At 71.6% G+C, this 20,566-nt stretch carries 18 protein-coding genes and 1 riboswitch; of the genes, 11 read left to right on the top strand and 7 right to left on the bottom strand.

Annotation, left to right across the window (positions count from 1 at the left end; all coding sequences use genetic code 11):
- Positions 1-85 precede the first annotated feature (85 nt).
- On the bottom strand, positions 86-1,510 hold the full coding sequence (locus tag IT780_RS29515; protein ID WP_199515078.1) for a glycine hydroxymethyltransferase: 1,425 nt from the start codon (positions 1,508-1,510) through the stop codon (positions 86-88).
- Positions 1,511-1,529: 19 nt separating this feature from the next.
- Positions 1,530-1,622, bottom strand: a riboswitch (ZMP/ZTP riboswitch).
- A gap of 77 nt (positions 1,623-1,699) precedes the next feature.
- On the opposite strand from IT780_RS29515, the gene IT780_RS29510 reads away from it, so the two are divergent.
- Both IT780_RS29510 and erm read left to right on the top strand, forming a co-directional pair.
- Positions 1,700-3,280 (top strand): cation:proton antiporter, encoded by a 1,581-nt coding sequence (locus IT780_RS29510; RefSeq protein WP_199515077.1) that lies wholly within the window; start codon positions 1,700-1,702, stop codon positions 3,278-3,280.
- 256 nt (positions 3,281-3,536) lie between these two features.
- Complete coding sequence (erm, locus tag IT780_RS29505; protein WP_199515076.1) at positions 3,537-4,304, top strand: ErmE/ErmH/ErmO/ErmR family 23S rRNA (adenine(2058)-N(6))-methyltransferase; 768 nt, start codon at positions 3,537-3,539, stop codon at positions 4,302-4,304.
- Here the strand turns inward: erm and IT780_RS29500 are convergent, their stop codons facing one another.
- The 5 genes from IT780_RS29500 to IT780_RS29480 form a co-directional block, all read right to left on the bottom strand.
- A complete protein-coding gene (locus IT780_RS29500) occupies positions 4,305-5,954 on the bottom strand; it encodes a HAMP domain-containing methyl-accepting chemotaxis protein (RefSeq protein WP_199515075.1) in 1,650 nt (549 codons plus the stop codon).
- 73 nt (positions 5,955-6,027) lie between these two features.
- A complete protein-coding gene (locus IT780_RS29495) occupies positions 6,028-8,994 on the bottom strand; it encodes a discoidin domain-containing protein (RefSeq protein WP_199515074.1) in 2,967 nt (988 codons plus the stop codon).
- 65 nt (positions 8,995-9,059) lie between these two features.
- On the bottom strand, positions 9,060-9,944 hold the full coding sequence (locus IT780_RS29490) for a hypothetical protein (RefSeq protein WP_199515073.1): 885 nt from the start codon (positions 9,942-9,944) through the stop codon (positions 9,060-9,062).
- A 10-nt stretch (positions 9,945-9,954) separates the two neighbouring features.
- Positions 9,955-11,031: a hypothetical protein gene (locus tag IT780_RS29485; protein WP_199515072.1), complete on the bottom strand. Its 1,077-nt coding sequence runs from the start codon at positions 11,029-11,031 to the stop codon at positions 9,955-9,957.
- A gap of 82 nt (positions 11,032-11,113) precedes the next feature.
- Positions 11,114-12,178 (bottom strand): aldo/keto reductase, encoded by a 1,065-nt coding sequence (locus IT780_RS29480; RefSeq protein ID WP_199515071.1) that lies wholly within the window; start codon positions 12,176-12,178, stop codon positions 11,114-11,116.
- Between the two features lie 221 nt (positions 12,179-12,399).
- Between IT780_RS29480 and IT780_RS29475 the strand changes: the two genes are divergently transcribed.
- Genes IT780_RS29475 through IT780_RS29465 form a run of 3 tightly spaced genes read left to right on the top strand, consistent with a single transcriptional unit; the run spans position 12,400 to position 14,961 of the window.
- The gene (locus tag IT780_RS29475; RefSeq protein ID WP_199515070.1) at positions 12,400-13,311 is read left to right on the top strand and encodes an SDR family oxidoreductase; all 912 of its coding nucleotides are present in this window, start codon (positions 12,400-12,402) and stop codon (positions 13,309-13,311) included.
- Between the two features lie 15 nt (positions 13,312-13,326).
- Positions 13,327-14,160 (top strand): helix-turn-helix transcriptional regulator, encoded by an 834-nt coding sequence (locus tag IT780_RS29470; RefSeq protein WP_199515069.1) that lies wholly within the window; start codon positions 13,327-13,329, stop codon positions 14,158-14,160.
- 42 nt (positions 14,161-14,202) lie between these two features.
- The gene (locus tag IT780_RS29465) at positions 14,203-14,961 is read left to right on the top strand and encodes an SDR family NAD(P)-dependent oxidoreductase (protein WP_199515068.1); all 759 of its coding nucleotides are present in this window, start codon (positions 14,203-14,205) and stop codon (positions 14,959-14,961) included.
- A 15-nt stretch (positions 14,962-14,976) separates the two neighbouring features.
- Here IT780_RS29465 and IT780_RS29460 read toward each other — a convergent pair whose 3' ends face one another.
- Positions 14,977-15,780 carry an SDR family NAD(P)-dependent oxidoreductase gene (locus IT780_RS29460; protein ID WP_199515067.1) on the bottom strand — a complete coding sequence of 268 codons (804 nt, stop codon included), beginning with the start codon at positions 15,778-15,780 and terminating at the stop codon, positions 14,977-14,979.
- Positions 15,781-15,904: 124 nt separating this feature from the next.
- Here IT780_RS29460 and IT780_RS29455 point away from each other — a divergent pair, with 124 nt between their 5' ends.
- From IT780_RS29455 to IT780_RS29430, 6 genes are all read left to right on the top strand, one after another.
- On the top strand, positions 15,905-17,089 hold the full coding sequence (locus tag IT780_RS29455; RefSeq protein WP_199515066.1) for a zinc-dependent alcohol dehydrogenase: 1,185 nt from the start codon (positions 15,905-15,907) through the stop codon (positions 17,087-17,089).
- Between the two features lie 62 nt (positions 17,090-17,151).
- Positions 17,152-17,670: an LURP-one-related/scramblase family protein gene (locus IT780_RS29450; RefSeq protein WP_199515065.1), complete on the top strand. Its 519-nt coding sequence runs from the start codon at positions 17,152-17,154 to the stop codon at positions 17,668-17,670.
- 99 nt (positions 17,671-17,769) lie between these two features.
- Complete coding sequence (locus IT780_RS29445; RefSeq protein ID WP_199515064.1) at positions 17,770-18,282, top strand: copper chaperone PCu(A)C; 513 nt, start codon at positions 17,770-17,772, stop codon at positions 18,280-18,282.
- A gap of 2 nt (positions 18,283-18,284) precedes the next feature.
- Complete coding sequence (locus IT780_RS29440; protein ID WP_233413743.1) at positions 18,285-19,445, top strand: Dyp-type peroxidase; 1,161 nt, start codon at positions 18,285-18,287, stop codon at positions 19,443-19,445.
- Between the two features lie 20 nt (positions 19,446-19,465).
- The gene (locus IT780_RS29435) at positions 19,466-20,023 is read left to right on the top strand and encodes a copper resistance CopC family protein (protein WP_199515063.1); all 558 of its coding nucleotides are present in this window, start codon (positions 19,466-19,468) and stop codon (positions 20,021-20,023) included.
- 248 nt (positions 20,024-20,271) lie between these two features.
- A partial coding sequence (locus tag IT780_RS29430; RefSeq protein ID WP_267910173.1) for a sigma factor occupies positions 20,272-20,566 on the top strand: 295 nt, incomplete at its 3' end.

Raw genomic sequence — 20,566 nt, 5'->3', positions numbered from 1 at the left:
CGAATGCTGGGCCCCCGCCCGGCCTCGACGGGAGTTGCGGTCAGCACCACCCACCGAGCTACGACATGAAGCTCTTGATCTTGACTTAGACGCCCAGGTCGACGCTGGGGTAGAGCGGGAACGCGCCGAGCAGGTCGTTGGCCTGCTTGCTGATGCCCTCGGAGACGGCGGGGTCGAGGTCGAACTTCGCCTTCGACGCGCCTGCCTTCGTCTGCGACAGGACCGTGTGCATCAGCTCGGCGATCTGGTCCATCTCCGCCGTGCCGAGGCCGCGGGTGGTCAGGGCGGGGGTGCCGATGCGGATGCCGGAGGTGTACCAGGCGCCGTTCGGGTCCTGCGGGATCGCGTTGCGGTTCGTGACGATACCGCTGTCCAGCAGGGCCTGCTCGGCCTGGCGGCCGGTGAGGCCGTACTTGTCGACGTCGACCAGGACGAGGTGGTTGTCGGTGCCGCCGCTGACCAGGGTCGCGCCGCGGCGCAGCAGGCCCTCGGCGAGCGCCTGGCTGTTGTCGACGATGCGCTGGGCGTAGTCGGCGAACTCGGGGCGGCGGGCCTCGGCGAACGCGATCGCCTTGGCGGCCATGACGTGCGCGAGCGGGCCGCCGAGCACCATCGGGCAGCCGCGGTCGACCTGGTCGGCGAGCTCCGGCTGGCAGAACACCGCGCCGCCGCGCGGGCCGCGCAGGCTCTTGTGGGTGGTGGTGGTGACGATGTGCGCGTGCTCGATCGGGTTGAAGTCGCCGGTGAAGACCTTGCCGGCGACCAGGCCCGCGAAGTGCGCCATGTCGACCATGAACGTCGCGCCGACCTCGTCGGCGATCTCCCGCATGATGCGGAAGTTCACCTTGCGCGGGTACGCCGAGTAGCCACCCACGATGATCAGCGGCTTGAACTCGCGCGCGGACTCCCGCAGCGCCGCGTAGTCGATCTGGCCGGTCGCCGCGTCGACACCGTAGCTGCGCTGATCGAACATCTTGCCGGAGATGTTGGGGCGGAAGCCGTGCGTGAGGTGGCCGCCCGCGTCCAGGCTCATGCCGAGCATGCGCTGGTTGCCGAAGGCCTGCCGCAGCTCGGCCCACTCGGCGTCGGTGAGGTCGTTGACGTTGCGCTTCTGCGCCTTGGCCAGCGCCGGCGCCTCGACCCGGTCGGCGAGCACGGCCCAGTAGGCGACGAGGTTGGCGTCGATGCCGGAGTGCGGCTGGACGTACGCGTACGGCGCGCCGAACAGGGCCTTGGCGTGCTCGACGGCGATCTGCTCGACGGTGTCGACGTTCTGGCAGCCGGCGTAGAAGCGGCGGCCGATGGTGCCCTCCGCGTACTTGTCGGAGAGCCAGTTGCCCATGGCGAGCAGCACGGCGGGGGACGCGTAGTTCTCGGACGCGATCAGCTTGAGGGACTCGCGCTGGTCGTGCAGTTCCTTGGCGATGGCGTCGGCGATGCGGGGCTCGACGGCGCGTACGGCCTCGAGGGCGGCACGAAACGCGGTCGACTCGGCGTTCAGCTCAGACATCGGACCTCCCTATCACAGGTGAAGAGGCCCAGGCGCACGGCAGGTCACCCCGATGGGTGGGACCGCTCCCCGATGGTGGATCCATCCGAACGCGCCAGTCACGGCCCGGGGGAAGCATACCGGCGTACGGCGGTGCGATCACAACCCGGAAACGGGACGGGCAGTTGCCGTGATCACTAGCCTGACCGGGTGAACGGCGTCCAGATCCTCCTGATCATCGGGGCCGGCATCGCCGTCTCCGCCCTCGCCCACCGCCGCGGCGTGCAGCCCGGCCTCGTGGTCGTGACCCTCGCCGCCGCGGCGAGCTTCCTGCCCGGCATGCCCCGGCTGGAGCTCGAGAGCGAGCTGATCCTGGCGATCGTCGTGCCGCCGCTGCTCTACTCGGCGTCGCGGGCCGCACCGGTCACGGCGTTCGGCCGTAACCTGCGGGCCATCCTCAACCTCGGTGTGCTGCTGGTGGTGCTGACCGCGGGCGCGCTGGGGCTGCTGTCGTCCTGGTTGCTGCCGGGGATCGGGCTGGCCGCGGCGTTCGTGCTGGGTTCGGTGCTGGCCCCGCCGGACACGATCACCACCGTGTCGCACGGTGCGGAGATCGGGCTGCCACGCCGGGTCACCGCGATCCTGACCGGCGAGAGCCTGGTCAACGACGCCACCGCGCTCACCCTGTTCAGCATCGCCGTCGCCGCGGTGGGTGGCGAGCACGCCTCGTGGGGCTCGGGCATCCGGGACTTCGCGTACAACGCCGCGGTGGGTGTGGCGGTGGGCGGCGTGCTGGCCGTGGCGACACTGTGGGTACGTAAGCGGCTGGGCAACTCGACGCTGGAGACGTCGCTGGTGCTCCTGGTGCCGTTCACGGCGTTCCTCATGGCCGAGGAGCTGCACGCCTCCGGGATCCTGGCGGTGGTGACGGCCGCGTTCGCCATCAGCGCCAACACCTCGTTCGATCCGCGCCACCAGTACCCGGGCGCGTACCGGACGCGGCTGCAGGAGGACGCGTTCTGGCCGGTCGTGGACTTCCTGCTCGAGACGTTCGTGTTCGCCTACATCGGGCTGCAGCTGCGCTTCGTGGTGGAGGATCTGCGCGCCGACGACGAGGTCGACCTGACCCGGACGTTCGTGGCGGCCGGGGTGCTGCTGGTGGCCGCGATCGTGCTGCGGATCGTCGGCGTCTACGTGACCTTCGGGCGCTGGCAGCTGAGCTGGCTGATGTACCGCAAGCGGGTCGAGGCCCACCCGGAGATCGCCGAGCACCTGGCCGCGGCGCGCGAGGCGGCGGAGGAACGCGACCGGCGACGCGGCCGGAACCGGCGCCGGACGCTTCCGCTCGGGCCACCGACGGCCCGCGAGACGCTCGTCGTGGGGTGGACCGGCATGCGGGGCATCCTCACCCTCGCTGCCGCGGCGGCCATCCCGGAGACCACCGCGGGCGGCGAGCCCTTCCCCGGCCGCGACGCCATCCAGGTGATCGCACTCGTCGTCACCCTGGGCACGCTGCTCATCCAGGGCACGACGATCCGCCGGGCGGTCACCCTGCTCGGCCTGGACGTCCGGGCCGAGCGCGAGGAGGCCGAGGCGATGCGCCGCCGGGGCGAGGAGATCGTCGCGGCCGCGGCGTCCGGTACGACCGACGCCGACTTCGATCGGCAGCGCACCCGGCTCGGCGAGAGCCTGGCCACCGGGGACATCGACGAGGACACCGCCCGCGCGCTGATCGCCGAGGTCGACCTGCGCCAGGCCGCCCAGCACACGGTCGCGGAGAAAATGCCGTGAGCCGGGCCGCGCCCGACGGTACGGTCGGCGCCATGCCAACGCCGCACGCCCTCCTCGCGCGGGCCTCGACGCCTGTCGCGCGCGGGCCCCTGCACTCGTCCCGCCTGCGTCACCGGCGTCGCGCCCTGCGCCGCCGCTGAGCCTGCCCCTGAGCTGAGCGCCGCCAGGGCCCCTTCGTGTCCTTTTCCCACGGACGGGCCTCGCTGACGCCTGTCCGCGTTCGCCGCCGCACCCGGCGGCAGACAGGACCCAGGTCATGGCGCCACATCGACAGGAACACGCCCGCGCCCGGCGGGCGTACGGACAGAACTTCCTCACCGATCCCCGCTCGCTGCGGCAGGTCGTCGCGGCCACGGACATCGGACCCGGCGATCTCGTGTACGAGGTGGGCGCCGGTCGCGGCCACCTCACCGCCGAGCTGGCCCGGCGTACCCGGCGGCTCGTCGCGTACGAGGTGGACCCGGAGCTGGCCGCCGCGCTGCCCGACCGGCCGGGGGTGACCGTACGGGCCGGGGACTTCCTGCGGGCCGTACCCCCGGCGGAGCCGTTCGCGGTGGTCGGCAACATCCCGTACGCGCTCACCTCGGCGGTCGTCGAGTGGTGCCTGGACGCACCGGCCCTCACCACCGCGACCCTCGTGACGCAGCTCGAGTACGCCCGCAAGCGGACCGGCGACTACGGACGCTGGAGCCGGCTGACGATCCGCACCTGGCCGCACCACGCGTGGGAGCTGGCCGGACGGCTGCCGCGTACGGCGTTCCGCCCGGTCCCCCGCGTCGACGGCGGCGTCCTGCGGGTGCGCCGCCGCCCGGTGCCGCTGATGCCGGACCTCGCGGACTGGCAGCGCTTCGTGGACCTCGGCTTTACCGGGCTGGGCGGTTCCCTTCAGGCCACCTTGACCGGCCGCTACGGCGTACGTCGCACCGCCGCGGCGTTCCGTGCTGTCCGGCTCGCGCCCGGCGTACCCGTCGGCCAGGTGTGGCCTGAGCAGTGGCTGACCCTGTACCGCCTGCTCAGCCGATGACTACACGCGGAAGCGCTCGGCGACCGTACGCAGCTCGTCCGCCACCCGGTTGAGCTGCGCGACCGCCGCATCGGCCTCGGCAAGCGTGCTGGTCGTCGCCTCGGCGGAGCGGGCGACGCCGTTGATGTTCGCCGCGATCGTCGAGCTGCCGCCCGCGGCCTCGGTGATGCTGCGGCTCATCTCGCCGGTCGTGGCGGTCTGCTCCTCGACCGCGGAGGCGATCGTGACCTGGTAGTCGTTGATCCGCTGGATGATCTGGGAGATCTCGCCGATCGCCGCGACCGCGCTCGACGTGTCCGCCTGGATGGTCTCCACCCGGCGGGAGATGTCCTCGGTGGCCTTCGCCGTCTCCTGCGCCAGGTCCTTGACCTCGGACGCGACGACGGCGAAGCCCTTGCCCGCCTCGCCGGCGCGGGCCGCCTCGATCGTGGCGTTGAGCGCGAGCAGGTTCGTCTGCTCCGCGATCGCCGTGATCACCTTGACCACGTCGCCGATCTCGGCCGAGGAGGCGCCCAGCTTGGCGACCGTCTCGTTGGTGTTCTGCGCGACCCCGACCGCACCGGCGGCGACCTGCGCGGCGTCGTTGGCGTTCTGGGCGATCTCCCGGATGGACGCGCCCATCTCGTCGCTGCCGGCCGCCACGGTCTGCACCGAGGCGGAGACGTCGCCGGCGGCCCCGGCCACCAGCCCGGCCTGGGCGGCGGCCTCGCGGGCGCTCTCCCCGATCCGGCCGGTGACGCCGGTGAGCTGCTGGGCGCTGGCGCCGAGCTCCTGGGCGCCGCCCGTGAGCTGCGCGACCGTGCCGCGCAGGCCGTCGCGGGCCCGGTTCACGGCCACCGCCATCCGTCCGAGCTCGTCGCGCGAGCGCACTTCCGCGGGCACGGTCAGGTCGCCGTCGGCTACCGCGCCGAGTGCGTGGGCGACCGAGGCCAGCTGCTGGCGGATCAGCCGCGCCACCAGCATCCCGATCGCGGCGGCCAGCAGGATGCCGGCGATCAGCGCCACGATCACGTACCGCCGGGCGTTGCGGAACTCCTCACCCGACTCGGCCGTGATGGCGTCCGCCTCCGTGTCCTCCGCCTTCTGCAGCGCGGCCACGGCACCGTTCATCTCGTCCTCGACGGACTGGAACGCCGCGCCGATCTGGGCCGGCGGAGGCAGCGTGAAGCCCGCCGGCGGCGGCGTCTGGAAGACGATCGTGTCGCGCAGCGTGCGGTAGCGGCCCATGGCGTCGGTGAAGGCGTCGAGGTTCTTGCGCCGGACGGGTGAGTCGGCGGCGATCTTCCCGTACGCGGCCAACGCACCGTCGATCTTGGTGTCGGCGTCGCGGACGTCCTGCTTGCCCTGCTGTTTGTCCGGGCCGGGCGGGCTGATCTGCCAGATGAGCATGCCGCGGAACATGTCGCCGATGCCGCCGCGCAGCTCTGCGACCTGCTGGAGGCTGTCGACGTGCTTGGCCTTGAGGTCGCCGATGTCCTCGTTGATCTCGTTCATCCGGCTCAGCGCCAGCGTCCCGACGATGATCGCCACGAGCGCCATCGCGGTCGCCGGCAGCACGGTCTTCACCGTCATGCCACGGTCCGCCAGCCACCCGGTCACGGGGTTGCGCTGCACCGTCACCTCGACGGCGCCGTTGGTCCTGCCCGCCATCCCGGCACCACCTCTCGTCCGGGACGATCATCACTCCCGTACGGGGGCCGAGGGGCGAAAACGCGAAAGCCGGTCAGGTGAGAGCGAGCTCCACGAGCTCGGCGTCGCCCGGCCGCCACCCGTCGACGACGACCGCCACGTAACGGGCCCGGGCGCCCAGGGCCCCGTACGTCAGCCCGTCCTGGGAGGCCTCGATCCGGTGCGGACGGCGGTGGCCCGTACCCCATGTCAGGTCGACGCGACGCACCCGGGTGACCGTGCCGAGGTCGACGACCATGCGGCCGGCCGGACCGGGCCGCCACGACGTGGCCGGATCGCCGTCGACCGCCCGGCCCGGCGAGGTCATGCCCTCGGGCAGCGGCGAGGTCGGGAAGGTGGTGCGGCCGCGGGCCAGGTCGGCGGTCGGCGTCACCGGCCCGCCCGGCACGGTGAACCGGCGCGACCTCCCGGAGGCCAGGCGTACGCCCGCCGACCAGGAACCGCACCGCAGCGTGATCCGTACGCGGTGGTCCCGCGGGGCCGTCACCGTCACGTGGTGCGAGTCGTGCACCTCGAAGCGGGTGCCGGCCGGCGCCGCACCCTCGACAGTGAAGCGGGGCGGCTCGACGCGGGCGGTGCTGCCCTTGAGGCTGACCTCCCACTCCAAGCCCTTGCCGGTCGCCACCTGCATCCCCCGGTAGAGCCGGGACCGCGAGGGGAGGCGGACGGTCACATCGCGCACCGGGTCGGGCGCGAGGTTGAAGAGGCTGAGGTAGCCGTCGGCGTCGCTGACGGACAGACCCTCGGCGGCGGGCAGGGCCCGGGTCGCGGCCGCTGCCAGGTCACGGCGGCTGCCGGCGTACCCCTCGATCAGGGGCGCCGGCGCGCTGATGCCGGCCGCCGTCACGGTGATCTTTCCCTTGCCGCCGTGGGTGACGACGCCGGCGCGCCCGTCGATGCCGACCCACCGCCGCGCGGCGCGGGTCTCCGGGACGGCCGCCGCATCGGTCCAGGTCAGGCCGTCGATCGAGGTCTGGATGACGAACCTCTTGGCGTACGCGGCCTCCCAGTGGATCCGCACGCCGGCGACCCGCACCGCCAGGCCGAGGTCCACGGCGAGCCAGCTGTCCGCCCGGCCGCGTTCCTCGGCGGCCACCGTCCAGCGGGTCAGCGGGTTGCCGTCGGTGGTGTGGCGGGCCGGATACCAGACGTCCTCCGACGACGCGGTGGGCATGGCGCCCTGGGCCAGGTCGGCGCCCCGCACGTCAAGGACCTCGAACGTGTAGATCGAATAGCCGAACTTCGTGGCCGGTTCCCGCCCGAGCATCCGCACGTAGCGGGCCTTGCGCGGGCTGAACGCGATGCTCCCGGTGAACTCGTCGTCGAGCTCGGCGCGGCCGCCGTCGAAGGTGAACGTCCGGCGGCCGGTGAGACCCGGCACGCCCGGCATCGCGATCGTGAACAGCGCGAGGTTGCCTTCCCCCGGGAGGCCCGTGCTGGCGTACACCACCGTGCCCGTGGGCAGCGTGGTGAAGCCGGCGTACCCGCCGCTGACCGCGAGGACGGTCGCGGTCGCGTCGACCCCGTCACGGTTCTTGGTGTACGCCCTCGTCCAGCGCTCGGTGGGATGCGCGCCCGCGGGCAGGAACGCCGGCACCCGCGCGTCGACCAGCCAGTTGTCGTGGCCAGGCTGCCACAGGAAGCGGGCGAACTCGGCCTTCGTGACCGCCGCCGCGAACGCCGCCGGCGACTGGTGGACCGTGAGGCCGACGTCCCGTCCGAAGTCCCGGGTGCCCGCGGCGGAACGGAAGAACTCCTGCTTCGACACCGGTGCCACGGGCGTCTTGCGGAGGCGGTGGAACAGATAGGCGACGGCGACCTCCGCGCGGGCCACCGGCTCCTCGCTCTCCTCCGCACCGAACTTCACGAGCCGGAACTCGGGCTCGTGCCGCACGTACGGCACCAGCCGCTCGGCAAGGTCGGCCTCGGCGCGGGCCGCGTCCCGGTCCCCGGCCACCTGCGCCAGGAAGGCCAGCGGGAGCACATCGCGCCCGTAGAGGTGGTAGCGGTCGGTGGCCATCGGCATGACCGGCTCACCGGCGTCGCTCGCCAGCAGGCGCAGGGTCCGCCACAGCTGCTCGCCGCTGGGCTGGCGGGTCAGGATCTCCGGCACCGGCTGCCCGGCCACGAGGAAGTGGATCGCTCCGCGGCCCGCCGTACGCCACAGCTCGGCCTGATGGTCCGGGCTCACCGAGCCGCCACTCTCCACGATGAACGAGTCGTGGATGTTGTGCGCGGTGGTCCGCTGGTCGATCCGGTCCCCGTCCACCACGGCCGGATTCGCCCGGTCGGCGACGGGCAGGGCGCTGGCATTGCTCGCCCAGAAGAGGAACCGCTCCCGCCAGGACTCGGCCGACTCCGGGTCGGTGGTCCAGGCCGTCCCGGGCACGAGCGCCTGCGCGTACGCCCCCATCGCCGTCAGCTTGCTGTCGCCCTTCCACCCGCCGGCGGTCCCGTTCGGCGTGAAGCCGGCGCTCAACGGGTCGTCCTGGGTGTTCAGCTCGTACGCGTACGCGGCCTGCCCCTCGGCGATGCGCTGCACGTTCGCCCGGGTGGCGGCGTCGAGGTCGGCCCACATCAGCCGGGCGGCGAGCACGAAGTACAGCTCGAACGTGGAGTCCCAGAACAGCAGCCGCCCCCACTCGTTGCCCCCGGCGAGCCGGTTGGTGGCGGCGAACCGCTTGATCGTCGCCACCGTCCGCGCCCTGAGCGTCGCCGCATCGACCCCCGCGAGCCCGGCGTCGTAGTCGTCCATGCCGAGCAGAACAGCGTTACCGAGCACGGAAATGAACCGGAACTCACCGCCCCGGTACGCCCCGCTCGCGTCGTCCCACTGCTCCTCCACCCACCGCGTGTGCAGGTGCAGTGCCTCACGGTAAACAGCGGCCACCGGCCCCGCCGCCCGCGGCGCACCGACCGCGGCCGAGGAGCCGGCGAATGCGCTGCTCACGCCGCTGATACCGGCCAGCATGAGGAGCTGCCGACGGGACAGTGCGACCAAGGGGACCTCCGGGCGGGACGCCGATGCCCTGCATACCCTTCGCTTCAGCCCCAAAGACTGTCAAATCACACTTCAGTACCGGCCCCGCGGTACGCGGCGAGCATCGCCCTGACATAGGCCGGCATCACAGCGCGAACCTCGTCCTCGGGTGCCGCGCTGGCAAGGTTGTCGACGGCCAGTTCGACACCGCGCGCACGAGGGGCCCCGAACAACTCGTCGAAGTACCTCATCGCGGCTTCAACGCCGGCGGAACAGATCGGCTGGCACTTCAGCTCGGCAAGCCGCATCCCGACCATCTGCGGCGAGAGACGACCACGCATGAGCCGGAAGACGTCGCCTGCGTCCTTCGGCTTGATGCGGCTCCCCCTGCCTGCGGCGACGCGTTCTCCGATCTTGTGCGCCTTCGCGACCAGGAGAGCCGGCGCGCCCGCCACGCGGAGCGTCGCCGCGCGAGGGTCCCTGCCGGGCTCCAAGCTGGTGATCGTCATCCTGTCGTTGTCCAGCAAGCTGGCCTCGAGACCAGCCGCGATACGCGAGGCGTTCTTCCCGTGATCGGGCAGCTTGGCATCGCGCCCGGATCCGGGCGCGATGCTCTCCGCGACCATGAGGTCGACCTCGATGAGAGTCTGCGCGCCGCGCACCTCGGTACGCCGTAGCCCGGCCCCCGGCTCGACCCCGTTGCCGCCGGCCTTGACCTTCAGAGCGAATCCGGCGTCGGTCATCGCCCGCACGATGGCCGGGTCGGCGGCGAGGAGCATGGGATCGATACTGAGGTCCGCATCCGTCGTGAACGGGGCGACACCCTCGAGATCCGCATCGCCGGCGCGGAGATAGACGGCCTGCGCGCCCACCAGGACCAGCGCCTCGCGGTGGGCGTCCAGTGCATCGCAGGCGTCAAGCAGGACACGGCGGGCCGCAACGTACAGCGGGTCGTACTGAGAGTCGAACACAAAGGACAGACTAGTCGCCTGTCAGGTAGTCACTCCGCCACTGTCCAGTGTGTTCTTCCATCCATTCGATCAGCGCCTCCCCTTCCTCCGGGAGGCGCCCGTTTCCGCTGAGGCAATCCAGCGCCACCTGGGACAGGCCGGCGTGAAGAGCACCTCGGACGACGCGGGCACGCGTCAGCTGCGATGGGTGCGCCGCCCGCAGCAGCAGGACGTTCGCGCCCCGGTCGGCAGGGAGCAGTTGGTGCTCTTCGGCAAACGTCACCGGGTCAGGGACATAGAGGGCCAACTGGGCCGGTGCAGCGACCGTCACGATCTCGCGCACCGCGTACGAGCCGGTCACGAGCATCTGACTGTCGGCGCGTACGGCTTCCGACCCGAGGTCGCGGACGACCCTGTCGAGGCCGGCCCGGGCCACGTAACCGCTACCCCGATTCGACTTGATCAGCGAGTAGTGCCGGGCCCGCTCCCGCAGCAGGCGCGACCAGTCGACTTCTTCGATCATGCGGTTGGCGCCGCGGCGCAGCAGGCGTTCGCTGCCCAGTGCCTCCACCGTCCGCGAGGCGTACGCCGGGCTCACCCCGGCGACGCGTGCAAGATCGGTGATCCGATACGGCGGGGCGTGGTCCACGAGGGCGCGCACCAAGCCGTTGACCGAGCGCCCCTGCAGGCCGCGCCGGGGACTCTCGGACGGGAAGGGGTCACTGGTGGCGCCCTCGGTGTGGACGAGGATCGGAAGGCCCGGGACTCGGATCTGCCCGTTGCCGGTCAGATCCAGGTGGTTGATCCTCTGTTCGGCGAGGAGCTGGCGCGAGCGAGGGCTGAGCCAGGGCGCCACCACCAGAATCGACTGACTGCGCAGCCGGGAGAGTTCACCGATGAGCTGATCGACGTGCCGGGGCGTGAAGCGCGAGAACCCCCGCACGGTGATCTCAACAGTGAGCCGGGCGGTCCGCACCTCCCAGACCGCATCGCGGTCGCCGTCGCCGTACCGCCCGTCCACCCTGACGTCGAGGCTGTCGTCCTCCAGGAGATCGCGGAAGCGGGCGAAGGCCGTGGGCAGCAATTCGCGCGTCAGCAGCTTCTCCATATGGCAATGTTGCCACAGAACCCCGATTTGCCATCAAGTGTCAAGTCGCGGTCCTGTGGCAAGTACCCCGGATATCGTCTGCTCAGGCCGTACGCCGGCGGCGGGCGAAGGGGTCGGTCAACGCAGGCGGGACGTAGCCCGAGTCCGCGCGGCTGAAGGTGGTGCCCGGCGCGACGATCTCATCGATGCGGTCCAGCACGTCCGTGCTCAGCGTCACGTCCAGCGCGCCGATCTGGGACTCGAGGTGCTCCATCGTGCGCGGCCCGATGATCGGCGCGGTCACGGCCGGGTGGTGCAGGACGAAGGCGATCGCCAGGTGCACCAGCGGGATACCTGCCTCGTCGGCCAACTGGCCGAGCTTGTCGGCCGCGTCCAGTTTGCGCTGGTTCTCCGGCAGGGAGAGGTCGTAGCGCTGCGGGAGGCGGTTCGCTCGCGTCGAGCCCGGGGTTTCCCGGCCCTTGCGGTACTTGCCGCTCAGCCAGCCGCCCGCGAGCGGGCTCCAGGGGATGACGCCCATGCCGTACTGCTGCGCGACCGGCAGGAGGTCGGCTTCGATGCCGCGGACCAGCATCGAGTACGGCGGCTGTTCCGTGACGAAGCGTCCGAGGCCGCGGCGCTGTGCCACCCACTGGGCCTCGACGATCTCGTGGGCCGGGAACGTCGACGAGCCGAACGCGCGGATCTTGCCCTGGCGCTGCAGGTCGGTCAGGGCGGAGAGGGTCTCCTCGAGGTCCGTGTCGGGCGACGGGCGGTGCACCTGGTAGAGGTCGATCCAGTCGGTGCCGAGCCGGCGCAGGCTGTTCTCGACCTCGCGGATGATCCAGCGGCGGGAGTTGCCCTGGCTGTTGGGGTCGCCCTTGGTGCCGGCGGGGGCGTCCGCCGGTACGCCCATCTGGCCGTGGAACTTGGTGGCGAGGATGACGTCGTCGCGGCGGCCGTTCGCCAGCGCCTTGCCGACGATGATCTCGCTCTCGCCCTGCGAGTAGACGTCGGCGGTGTCGATGAAGGTGATGCCGGCGTCCAGGGCCCGGTGGATGATGCCGATCGACGTGTCGTGGTCCGGCTCGCCCCAGGCGCCGAACATCATGGCGCCGAGGCAGAGCGGGCTGACGTGCATTCCGGTACGTCCGAGGCTGCGGTACTCCATGACGGCTATGTGCCCCGTCAACGGTTCCGGAACCAGGATTACTTGCTTGTTAACTAATGCATCGATGAGACTGTCTCTACCGTCCCCAGCACCGCACGTCCCCCGTTCCGAGGCGCCGGCCGCTCACTCTCGAGGCCGGCGCCCCGGCGTATCCAGGGACTGGTTGTCCGTGGATCGATGCGACCTTCATCCGGGCGGCGGCGCGGGCCAGGCTTCAGGGCATGACAGACATCTCCGTACCGGATCTGACCGGCCGGCTGGCCGTGGTCACCGGCGGCAGCGACGGCATGGGCCTGGGGCTGGCGACCCGCCTGGCGGCCGCCGGCGCCGAGGTGGTCCTCCCGGTCCGCAACGCCGCCAAGGGCCGCGCCGCCCTCGACCGCATCCGCGCCGCCGCTCCCCGGGCGACGGTCTCCACCCGTACCCTCGACCTCGCCTCGTTGCGGTCCGCCGGCGCGCTGGCCGACACGCTCCTCGGCGAGGGCCGTCCCATCCACATCCTGATCAACAACGCCGCGGTGATGGCGCTGCCCACCCGGCACACCAGCCCCGACGGCCTCGAGCTGCAGTTCGCGACCAACTACCTCGGTCACTTCCTGCTCACCACGCGGTTGCTGCCGCTGCTGCGCGCTGGAAGGGCTCGGGTCACCACCCACACCAGCTTCGGCGCCCGCTCCGGCCGCATCGCCTGGGACGACCTGCAGAGCGGGAACGGGTACGGCGCCTGGCGCGCGTACAACCAGTCGAAGCTGGCCGGGATGCTGTTCGCGCTGGAGCTCGACCGGCGCAGCCGGGCCGGCACGTGGGGCCTGACCAGCAACGTCGCCCATCCGGGGCTGGCTTCGACGAACCTGCAGTCCACTCTGCCGAAGCCGCTCGCCGCGCTGTTCAAGCGGCTCTCCGGCCTGGGCTATCCGGTCCAGAAAGCGGACCACGGCCTGCGCTCCGCCCTGTACGCCGCCACCAGCCCCGAAGCCGAGGGCGGCCGCTTCTACGGGCCGGGCGGGCTCGGCCACTTCACCGGCGCGCCCGCCGAGCAGCGGATCTATCCGTCCGCCCGCAGCACCGAGGACGCCGAGCGGCTCTGGCGTGTGTCGGAGGAGCTCACGAGCCGCGTACCGGCCCGGGGCTGAGGGAGGATGGGACCCGTGGACCGCGCCCAGCTCGCCGACTTCCTGCGTACGCGCCGGGAAGCGCTGCAGCCCGAGGACGTGGGACTGCCCCGGGGGCCGCGCCGGCGCACGGGCGGGCTGCGCCGCGAGGAGGTCGCGGCCCTGTGCGGCATGTCGGCCGACTACTACAGCCGCATCGAGCAGCAGCGCGGCCCGACTCCCTCCGAGCAGATGCTCGCCGCCATCGCGCGGGGCCTGCACCTCTCCCTCGACGAGCGGGACCACCTGTTCCGGCTCGCCGGGCACGCGGCGCCGCGGCGGGTGCTTCGCTCCGACCACATCAATCCCGGGATCATGCGCATCCTGGACCGGCTGGAGGACACGCCGGCGCAGGTGCTGAGCCACCTCGGCGAGACGTTGCGGCAGACCCGGCCGGCGATCGCGCTGATGGGCGACGACTCCCGCTGGACCGGGATGGCCCGGAGCATGGTGTACCGCTGGTACACCGATCCGCTCGCGCGGGCGATCTATCCCGAGGAGGACCACCCGGCGCACGGGCGGATCTTCACGGCTCAGCTGCGGGTCGCGTACGCGCGTGAGGGCAACGGTTCCCGGGCCGCCGCCATCGTGGATGCCCTGCACGAGGTCAGCCCCGAGTTCCGCGCCGTGTGGGCGGAGCACGACATCAGCGCCACCCACACCGAGCTCAAGCGCATCGCGCACCCCGAGCTCGGCGTCATCGAGGTGCACTGCCAGACCCTGATCGACCCCGACCAGTCACAGGTGTTGCTGGTCTTCACCGCCGTACCGGGCACCGAGAGCCACGAGAAGCTCCAGCTGCTGTCCGTGCTCGGCGATCAGCGTCTCTGACGCTTTCCGCGTACCCCTGTCATGTCCTTGAAAGGACCTTCCATGCCCGAAATCGCCCTGATCACCGGCGGCAACCGCGGCCTCGGCCGCGCCTCGGCCCTCGCGCTGGCGGAGGCCGGCATCGACTCGATCATCACCTACCGGAGCGGCGCCGCCGAGGCGGCGGACGTGGCCGACGCCGTCAAGCAGGCCGGCCGGACCGCGGTGGCCCTGCGCCTCGACACCCGCGAGGTCGGCACCTTCGACGCCTTCGCGGCCGAGGTCCGCGAGACGCTGCGGACGACTTGGAACCGCGACACCTTCGACCACCTGCTGAACAACGCCGGCGTGGGGCTCGGCGCCCCGATCGCCGACACCACCGTGGCCGCCTTCGACGAGCTGCTCGGCGTACACCTTCGCGGCGTCTTCTTCCTCACCCAGAAGCTGCTGCCGCTGATCGCCGACGGCGGCCGGATCGTCAACTTCTCCACCGGCCTGACCCGCTTCGGCGCGGACGGCCCCTGGGCCGCCTACGCGGCGGCGAAGGGCGCGGTCGAGGTCTTCACCCGCTACCTCGCCCGGGAGGTCGGCCCGCGCGGCATCACGGCGAACGTGGTGGCGCCCGGCCCGATCGGTACGGACTTCGCCGGCGGCATCCTGCGCGACGACGAGAACGTACGCGCGCACCTGGCCGCGCAGGCGGCGATGGGCCGGATGGGACGTCCCGAGGACGTCGGTGGCGCCATCGCCGCGCTGCTCACGGGCCGGACCGGCTGGATCACCGGCCAGCGCATCGAGGTGTCCGGCGGGACCCAACTGTGAGCTGAGGGGCCGGGCTCAGTCCGCTGAGCCCGGTTCCGCCATCTTGCGGTGCATCTTGGCCTTCGCGCTGTCCGGCATGACCTTCGACGCGGCCGCCTGGACCTTCGTCATGACCGAGCCGGCCACCACCTTCTCCTCGCCCTTCATCAGGGCCTTGTACGCCTGCTCCGCCACCTGCGCCGGGTCGTCCTTCTTGCTCGCGCCGACCCGGGTGTCGTCCATCTCGGCGCGGTGGAAGAAGTTGGTGTCGGTCGGGCCGGGCATGAGCGAGGTGACGGTGACGCCGGTGTCCTTCAGCTCCTCGCGCAGCGCCTCGGCCAGCGACTGCACGAACGACTTCGACGCGTTGTAGACCGCCTGGTACGTGCCCGGCATCATCGACGCGATCGACGAGGTGAACAGCACCCGGCCCTCGCCGCGCGCCACCATGTCCGGCAGCACCCGCTTGGCCAGGTGCACCGTCGACGTCACGTTCACGTCGATGATGTTGATCTCCTGCGCCAGGTCGGTCTCGCGGGTGAAGTCGCCGCCCATGCCCCGGCCGGCGTTCAGCGCGATCGCGTCGACCGGCCGGCCCGCCGCTCGGATCTCGGCGTACAGCTTCTCGACGCCGTCGTACGTGGCCAGGTCGGCGCGCACGGCCGTGACCTGGTTCTGCCCGTCCCGGCGCAGGTCCACGGCGGCCTGCTCGATGTCCGTGTCCTCCGCCGCCAGCAGCAGGTCGTACCCGTGGTCGGCGAACTGCCGGGCCAGCTCGTACCCGATGCCGCTGGACGCGCCGGTGACCACCGCGAACGGACGCTCGGTGGGAGTCGTCATGGTTTCGTCCTCCTCGTTGTCTTCGTTCCGGGTGCCCGGTCGACGGGTGGTTAATCCAGGCATATCCGCGGTGTCACCGGGCACCACGAGAGGTGACGACGACAGCCGAGACGCGGAGGACCGCATGCGCGCACTGACCTGGCAGGGCACCGAGAAGGTGTCCGTCGAGACCGTTCCCGACCCGAAGATCCAGGAGCCCACGGACGCGATCATCAAGGTCACCTCCACCGCGATCTGCGGCTCCGACCTGCACCTGTACGACGTGCTCGGCATGTACCTGGAGAAGGGTGACATCCTCGGCCACGAGCCGATGGGCATCGTGGAGGAGGTGGGTCCCGAGGTCACCCACATCCGCCCCGGCGACCGGGTGGTGATCCCGTTCAACATCTCCTGCGGCTACTGCTTCTTCTGCAGCCGCGGCTACTACGCCCAGTGCGAGACGACGCAGGTCAAGGAGCACGGCAAGGGCGCGTCCCTGTTCGGCTACACCAAGCTGTACGGCCAGGTCCCCGGCGGCCAGGCCGAGTACCTGCGGGTGCCCCAGGCGCACTTCGGCCCGATCAAGGTCCCGGAGCAGCACCCGGACGAGCGCTACCTGTTCCTCTCCGACGTGCTGACCACCTCGTGGCAGGCCGCGAAGTGGGCCGACATCGCTCCCGGCGGCACGGTCTTCGTGACCGGCCTCGGCCCGATCGGGCAGATGACCGCCCGGATCGCCCGCCACCTCGGCGCCGAGCGCGTCATCGCCACCGACAACGTGCCGGAACGCCTCGAGATGGCCCGCCGCAACGGCGTCGAGGCACTGAACTTCGACGAGATCGACGACATCCCGGCCGCCGTGTACGAGCTGACCCACGGCCGCGGCGCGGACAGCGTCGTCGAGGCGGTCGGCATGGAGGCGCACGGCACGCCGTTCCAGGAGTTCGCGCAGAAGGCGGCGGGCCTCCTGCCCGACGCGATGGCCCGCAAGGCGATCGACAAGGCCGGTGTGGACCGGATGGCCGCGCTGCGCACGGCGTTCGCCGCGGTCCGCCGGGCCGGCACGGTGTCGATCATCGGCGTTTACGGCGGCCAGGCCGACCCGATGCCGATGTTCGACCTGTTCGACAAGGGCATCACGATGCGCATGGGCCAGGCCCACGTGAAGCACTGGGTCGACGACATCCTGCCGCTGCTCACCGGCGACGACGACCCGCTGGGCGTCGACGACCTGGTCACCCACCGGCTGCCGCTCGAGGAGGCGCCGCACGGGTACGACATCTTCAAGAAGAAGGAGGACGGCTGCATCAAGGTCGTGCTCAAGCCCTGACGGAGCGGGCCGCCCGCCGATCGGATGTGCGGCGGGCGGCCACTGCGCGCAGAATCGGGCGCATGTTTGTGATCAGGGAGCGGTTCTTCGCGTTCGGCGACGACTTCGACGTGCTGGACGAGCACGGCACCAAGCTGTTCCATGTGGACGGCAAGGTGTTCAGCGCCCGGGACCGGGTGGTGATCGAGGACCCGGCCGGCGTCGAGGTCGCCAGCGTCCACCGGCACCTGGTGGCGTTGCGGCCGACGTACGAGATCCGCATCGGCGGTGAGAAGGCCGCCGAGGTCCGCAAGAAGCTTTTCACGCCGTTCCGGGACCGGTTCACGATCGACGTGCCCGGCCCCGACGACCTCACGATGAAGGGCGACCTGCTCGACCACGAGTACGTGATCGAGCGCGGCGGCCGGGACGTGGCCGCGGTCTCCAAGCGGTGGCTGACCATCCGCGACACGTACGCCGTCCAGGTCTCCGCCGGCGAGGACGCCCTGCTGATCATCGCCGCGGTGCTGGCGCTCGACCTCGCCCTCGAACGCGAGGAGAAGAAAGAGGAGAAGAAGAAGGCGCGGGACGAGGACGAGTGACGCCCCGGGTGTCCCGCTGATCTCGCGCGGGTCGCGAGGAACCAGCGCCCGCCCGCATCCGACCAACGCTTCCGACACTGGAACGCGGACGGAGATGTGATGCGGGCAGCGAGGGTTCTGGCATTGGCGGCGGCGGCCGTGGTGGCGTTCGGTTCGGCCGGCTGCGGATCGGCCACCGAGGCAGCGGGCGCGCCGCAGCCGTCGGCGAGCGGGGGTGGCTTCTCCGTCCGGGACCCGTGGGTGAAGGCCGCCGACAAGGGCATGACCGCCGCCTTCGGCACGCTGGTCAACGACGGCCCGGCCGACGTCACCGTGGTCGCCGCGAGCTCACCGGTGTCCGCCATGGAGCTGCACGAGATGGCGATGCAGGACGGCGCCATGGTGATGCGGCCCAAGCAGGGCGGGCTCCTGGTCAAGGCCGGCACGAGCCACGTGCTGGAACCCGGCGGTGACCACCTCATGCTGATGAACCTGTCCCGGCCGGTCCGGGCCGGCGACGAGGTGACCTTCACGCTGGCCTTCGCCGACGGCAGGACCATGGACTTCCGCGCGGTTGCGAAGCCCTTCACCGGCGCCGCGGAGAGCTACGCCCCGAGCATGGCGCCCCGGTGAGGCTGCGCCGCCGGGCCGCGCTCTCGGCGGGCGTGGCCGCCGCTGCGGCCGGCGCGTTCGCGACCGCAGCGGCCATGCAGGACGGCGCGAGCCCGAGCATGGCCGCGCAACCCTCCGACGGTACGACCACAGAACCGTTCCACGGCCCGCGCCAGGCAGGGGTCGAGACGCACGCGCAGGCACACGCCGCGTTCGTCTCGTTCGGTCTGCACCAGGGCACGGACCGGGCGGCGCTCGGCCGGCTCCTGCGCCTGCTCAGCGACGACGCCGCCCGGCTGACCCGGGGCGAGCCCCCGCTGGCCGACACCGAGGCGGAGCTGTCCCTGCTGCCCGCGCGGCTGACCGTCACGTTCGGGTTCGGGCCGGGGCTCTACCGGGCGGCGGGGGTGGCGGCGCCCGTACGCGAGCTGCCGGGCTTCCCGATCGACCGCCTGCTGCCCCGCTGGACGGGCGGGGACCTGCTGCTGCAGATCTGCGCCGACGACCCGGTGACCGTCGCGCATGCTCAGCGCGTACTCGTCAAGGATGCGCGGCCGTTCGCCGCGGTCCGGTGGGTGCAGCAGGGTTTCCGTCGCGGCCGGGGTATCCAGGACGACACGCAGACCCAGCGCAACCTGCTCGGCCAGCTGGACGGTACGCGCAACCCCGAGATCGGCACGCCGTCGTTCGCCGCGGCGGTGTGGCGCCCGGACGGCAGCAGCACGATGGTCGTCCGGCGGATCCGCGCCGAGATGGAGCGCTGGGATCAGCTGGGCCGGCGTGACAAGGAGCTCGCGGTCGGCCGCCGGCTGGACACCGGTGCGCCGCTGACTGGCATACGCGAGCGGGACGAGCCCGACTTCGCCGCGGTGGACGCCACCGGGCTGCCCGTGATGCCGGACTTCGCGCACGTCACCCGGGCCCACGTGTCCGACGAGGCGCTGCGGATCCTGCGGCGGCCGTACAACTACGACGGCGCGCCGGGGGCGGACGGGCGGGCGGACAGCGGGCTGATCTTCGTGTCGTTCCAGGCGGACGTCGAGCGGCAGTTCGTACCCATCCAGCGCCGGCTCGCCGAGCGGGACCTGCTGAACGAGTGGATCACCCCGATCGGCTCGGCGGTCTTCGCGGTGCCGCCCGGATGTGCCCCGGGCGGCTGGGTGGGCGACCAGGTGCTGCATTGAGCCATCCAGAAAGGACAGTCGTGAGAATCCTCCGATTCCTGACGGCCGCTGTGGTCGCTGCCGTCGTCGCCGTCTCGGCCGCAGGCCCCGCGGAGGCGCACAACGCCATGGTCGAGGCCGTTCCTGCGAAGAACGCCGTGCTCAAGAATGCTCCTAAGGGTGTCGAGCTGCGGTTCCTGCAGGAGCTCGACGACCGCTTCCTCACCATCGTCGTCACCGGGCCGGACAAGCAGAAGATCGCCACGGGTACGCCGGAAGCCGACGGAAAGGTGGGCTCGGTGGCGTTCACCGACGCCCTGCCGAACGGCGGGTACACGGTCGCCTATCGGGTGGTGTCCCGCGACGGTCACCCGGTCCAGGGCTCGTACGCCTTCAGCGTCCGGGATCCGGCGGAGCAGACGCGGCCTCCGGAGCCCGTCGCGCCGAGCCCCGCCGCGCTCGCTTCGGCGAGCCCCGCCGTGGTGCCCGTGGCGCTCGCGGAGGATGAGGGCGTGCCCTGGTGGCCGGTCGCCGCGGTCGCCGCCGGGGTGGTGCTGGCGGGTGCGGGAGCGCTGCTGGTGGCCCGCCGTCGCCATTGAGTGATCAAGCCCGTACGCTGCGTACATTATCGACAGTGACCGTGCAGCTACTAAAAGTGACTCATACTTTCGGCTAGTCAGCGATCGACCTCTCGGCTAAGGTCGTTGTAACCGAACGGGCCAAGCGTGCCTGGACAACGGGGGTCTCATCGACCACCGTCGACCCGATACAGCGACATCCCCGACCCGATCGGGCCCGGCTGACCGCCGGGCCGGCTCTCCGGACAGGGGCCAGGGAGGACCACGACATGACTGTTACCCAGTCGACCGCGACTCACGCACCGACCCGGATCAGCGAGGCGCCGGCGGACAGCGCCGCCGATCTGCTCAACGCGATGGCCGCGATGCCTTCCGGTCACCCCTCCCGCGCGATGCTGCGGGACCGGGCGATCGAGGCCTGGCTGCCGCTGGCCCGCCACCTCGCGCACCGCTACTCCGGCCGCGGCGAGCCCACCGACGACCTCGTCCAGACCGCCACCGTCGGCCTGATCAAAGCCGTCGACAAGTTCGACCCCGAACGCGGCGTCGACTTCGCCGGCTACG

This window comes from Nucisporomicrobium flavum (genome assembly GCF_016464385.1).
Taxonomy (GTDB): Bacteria; Actinomycetota; Actinomycetes; order Mycobacteriales; family Micromonosporaceae; genus Actinoplanes; species Actinoplanes flavus_A.
Note: the sequence above shows the minus strand (reverse complement) of the source record. Positions and strands in the feature narration are given on the sequence as shown.

Bases quoted from the DNA above. Each gene is read 5' to 3' on its own strand.
- IT780_RS29480 (WP_199515071.1), bottom strand. From the start codon at position 12,178: ATGGAGTACCGCAGCCTCGGACGTACCGGAATGCACGTCAGCCCGCTC.
- IT780_RS29465 (WP_199515068.1), top strand. From the start codon at position 14,203: ATGCCCGAAATCGCCCTGATCACCGGCGGCAACCGCGGCCTCGGCCGC.
- IT780_RS29485 (WP_199515072.1), bottom strand. From the start codon at position 11,031: ATGGAGAAGCTGCTGACGCGCGAATTGCTGCCCACGGCCTTCGCCCGC.
- IT780_RS29445 (WP_199515064.1), top strand. From the start codon at position 17,770: ATGCGGGCAGCGAGGGTTCTGGCATTGGCGGCGGCGGCCGTGGTGGCG.
- erm (WP_199515076.1), top strand. From the start codon at position 3,537: ATGGCGCCACATCGACAGGAACACGCCCGCGCCCGGCGGGCGTACGGA.
- IT780_RS29460 (WP_199515067.1), bottom strand. From the start codon at position 15,780: ATGACGACTCCCACCGAGCGTCCGTTCGCGGTGGTCACCGGCGCGTCC.
- IT780_RS29515 (WP_199515078.1), bottom strand. From the start codon at position 1,510: ATGTCTGAGCTGAACGCCGAGTCGACCGCGTTTCGTGCCGCCCTCGAG.
- IT780_RS29500 (WP_199515075.1), bottom strand. From the start codon at position 5,954: ATGGCGGGCAGGACCAACGGCGCCGTCGAGGTGACGGTGCAGCGCAAC.
- IT780_RS29475 (WP_199515070.1), top strand. From the start codon at position 12,400: ATGACAGACATCTCCGTACCGGATCTGACCGGCCGGCTGGCCGTGGTC.
- IT780_RS29450 (WP_199515065.1), top strand. From the start codon at position 17,152: ATGTTTGTGATCAGGGAGCGGTTCTTCGCGTTCGGCGACGACTTCGAC.
- IT780_RS29455 (WP_199515066.1), top strand. From the start codon at position 15,905: ATGCGCGCACTGACCTGGCAGGGCACCGAGAAGGTGTCCGTCGAGACC.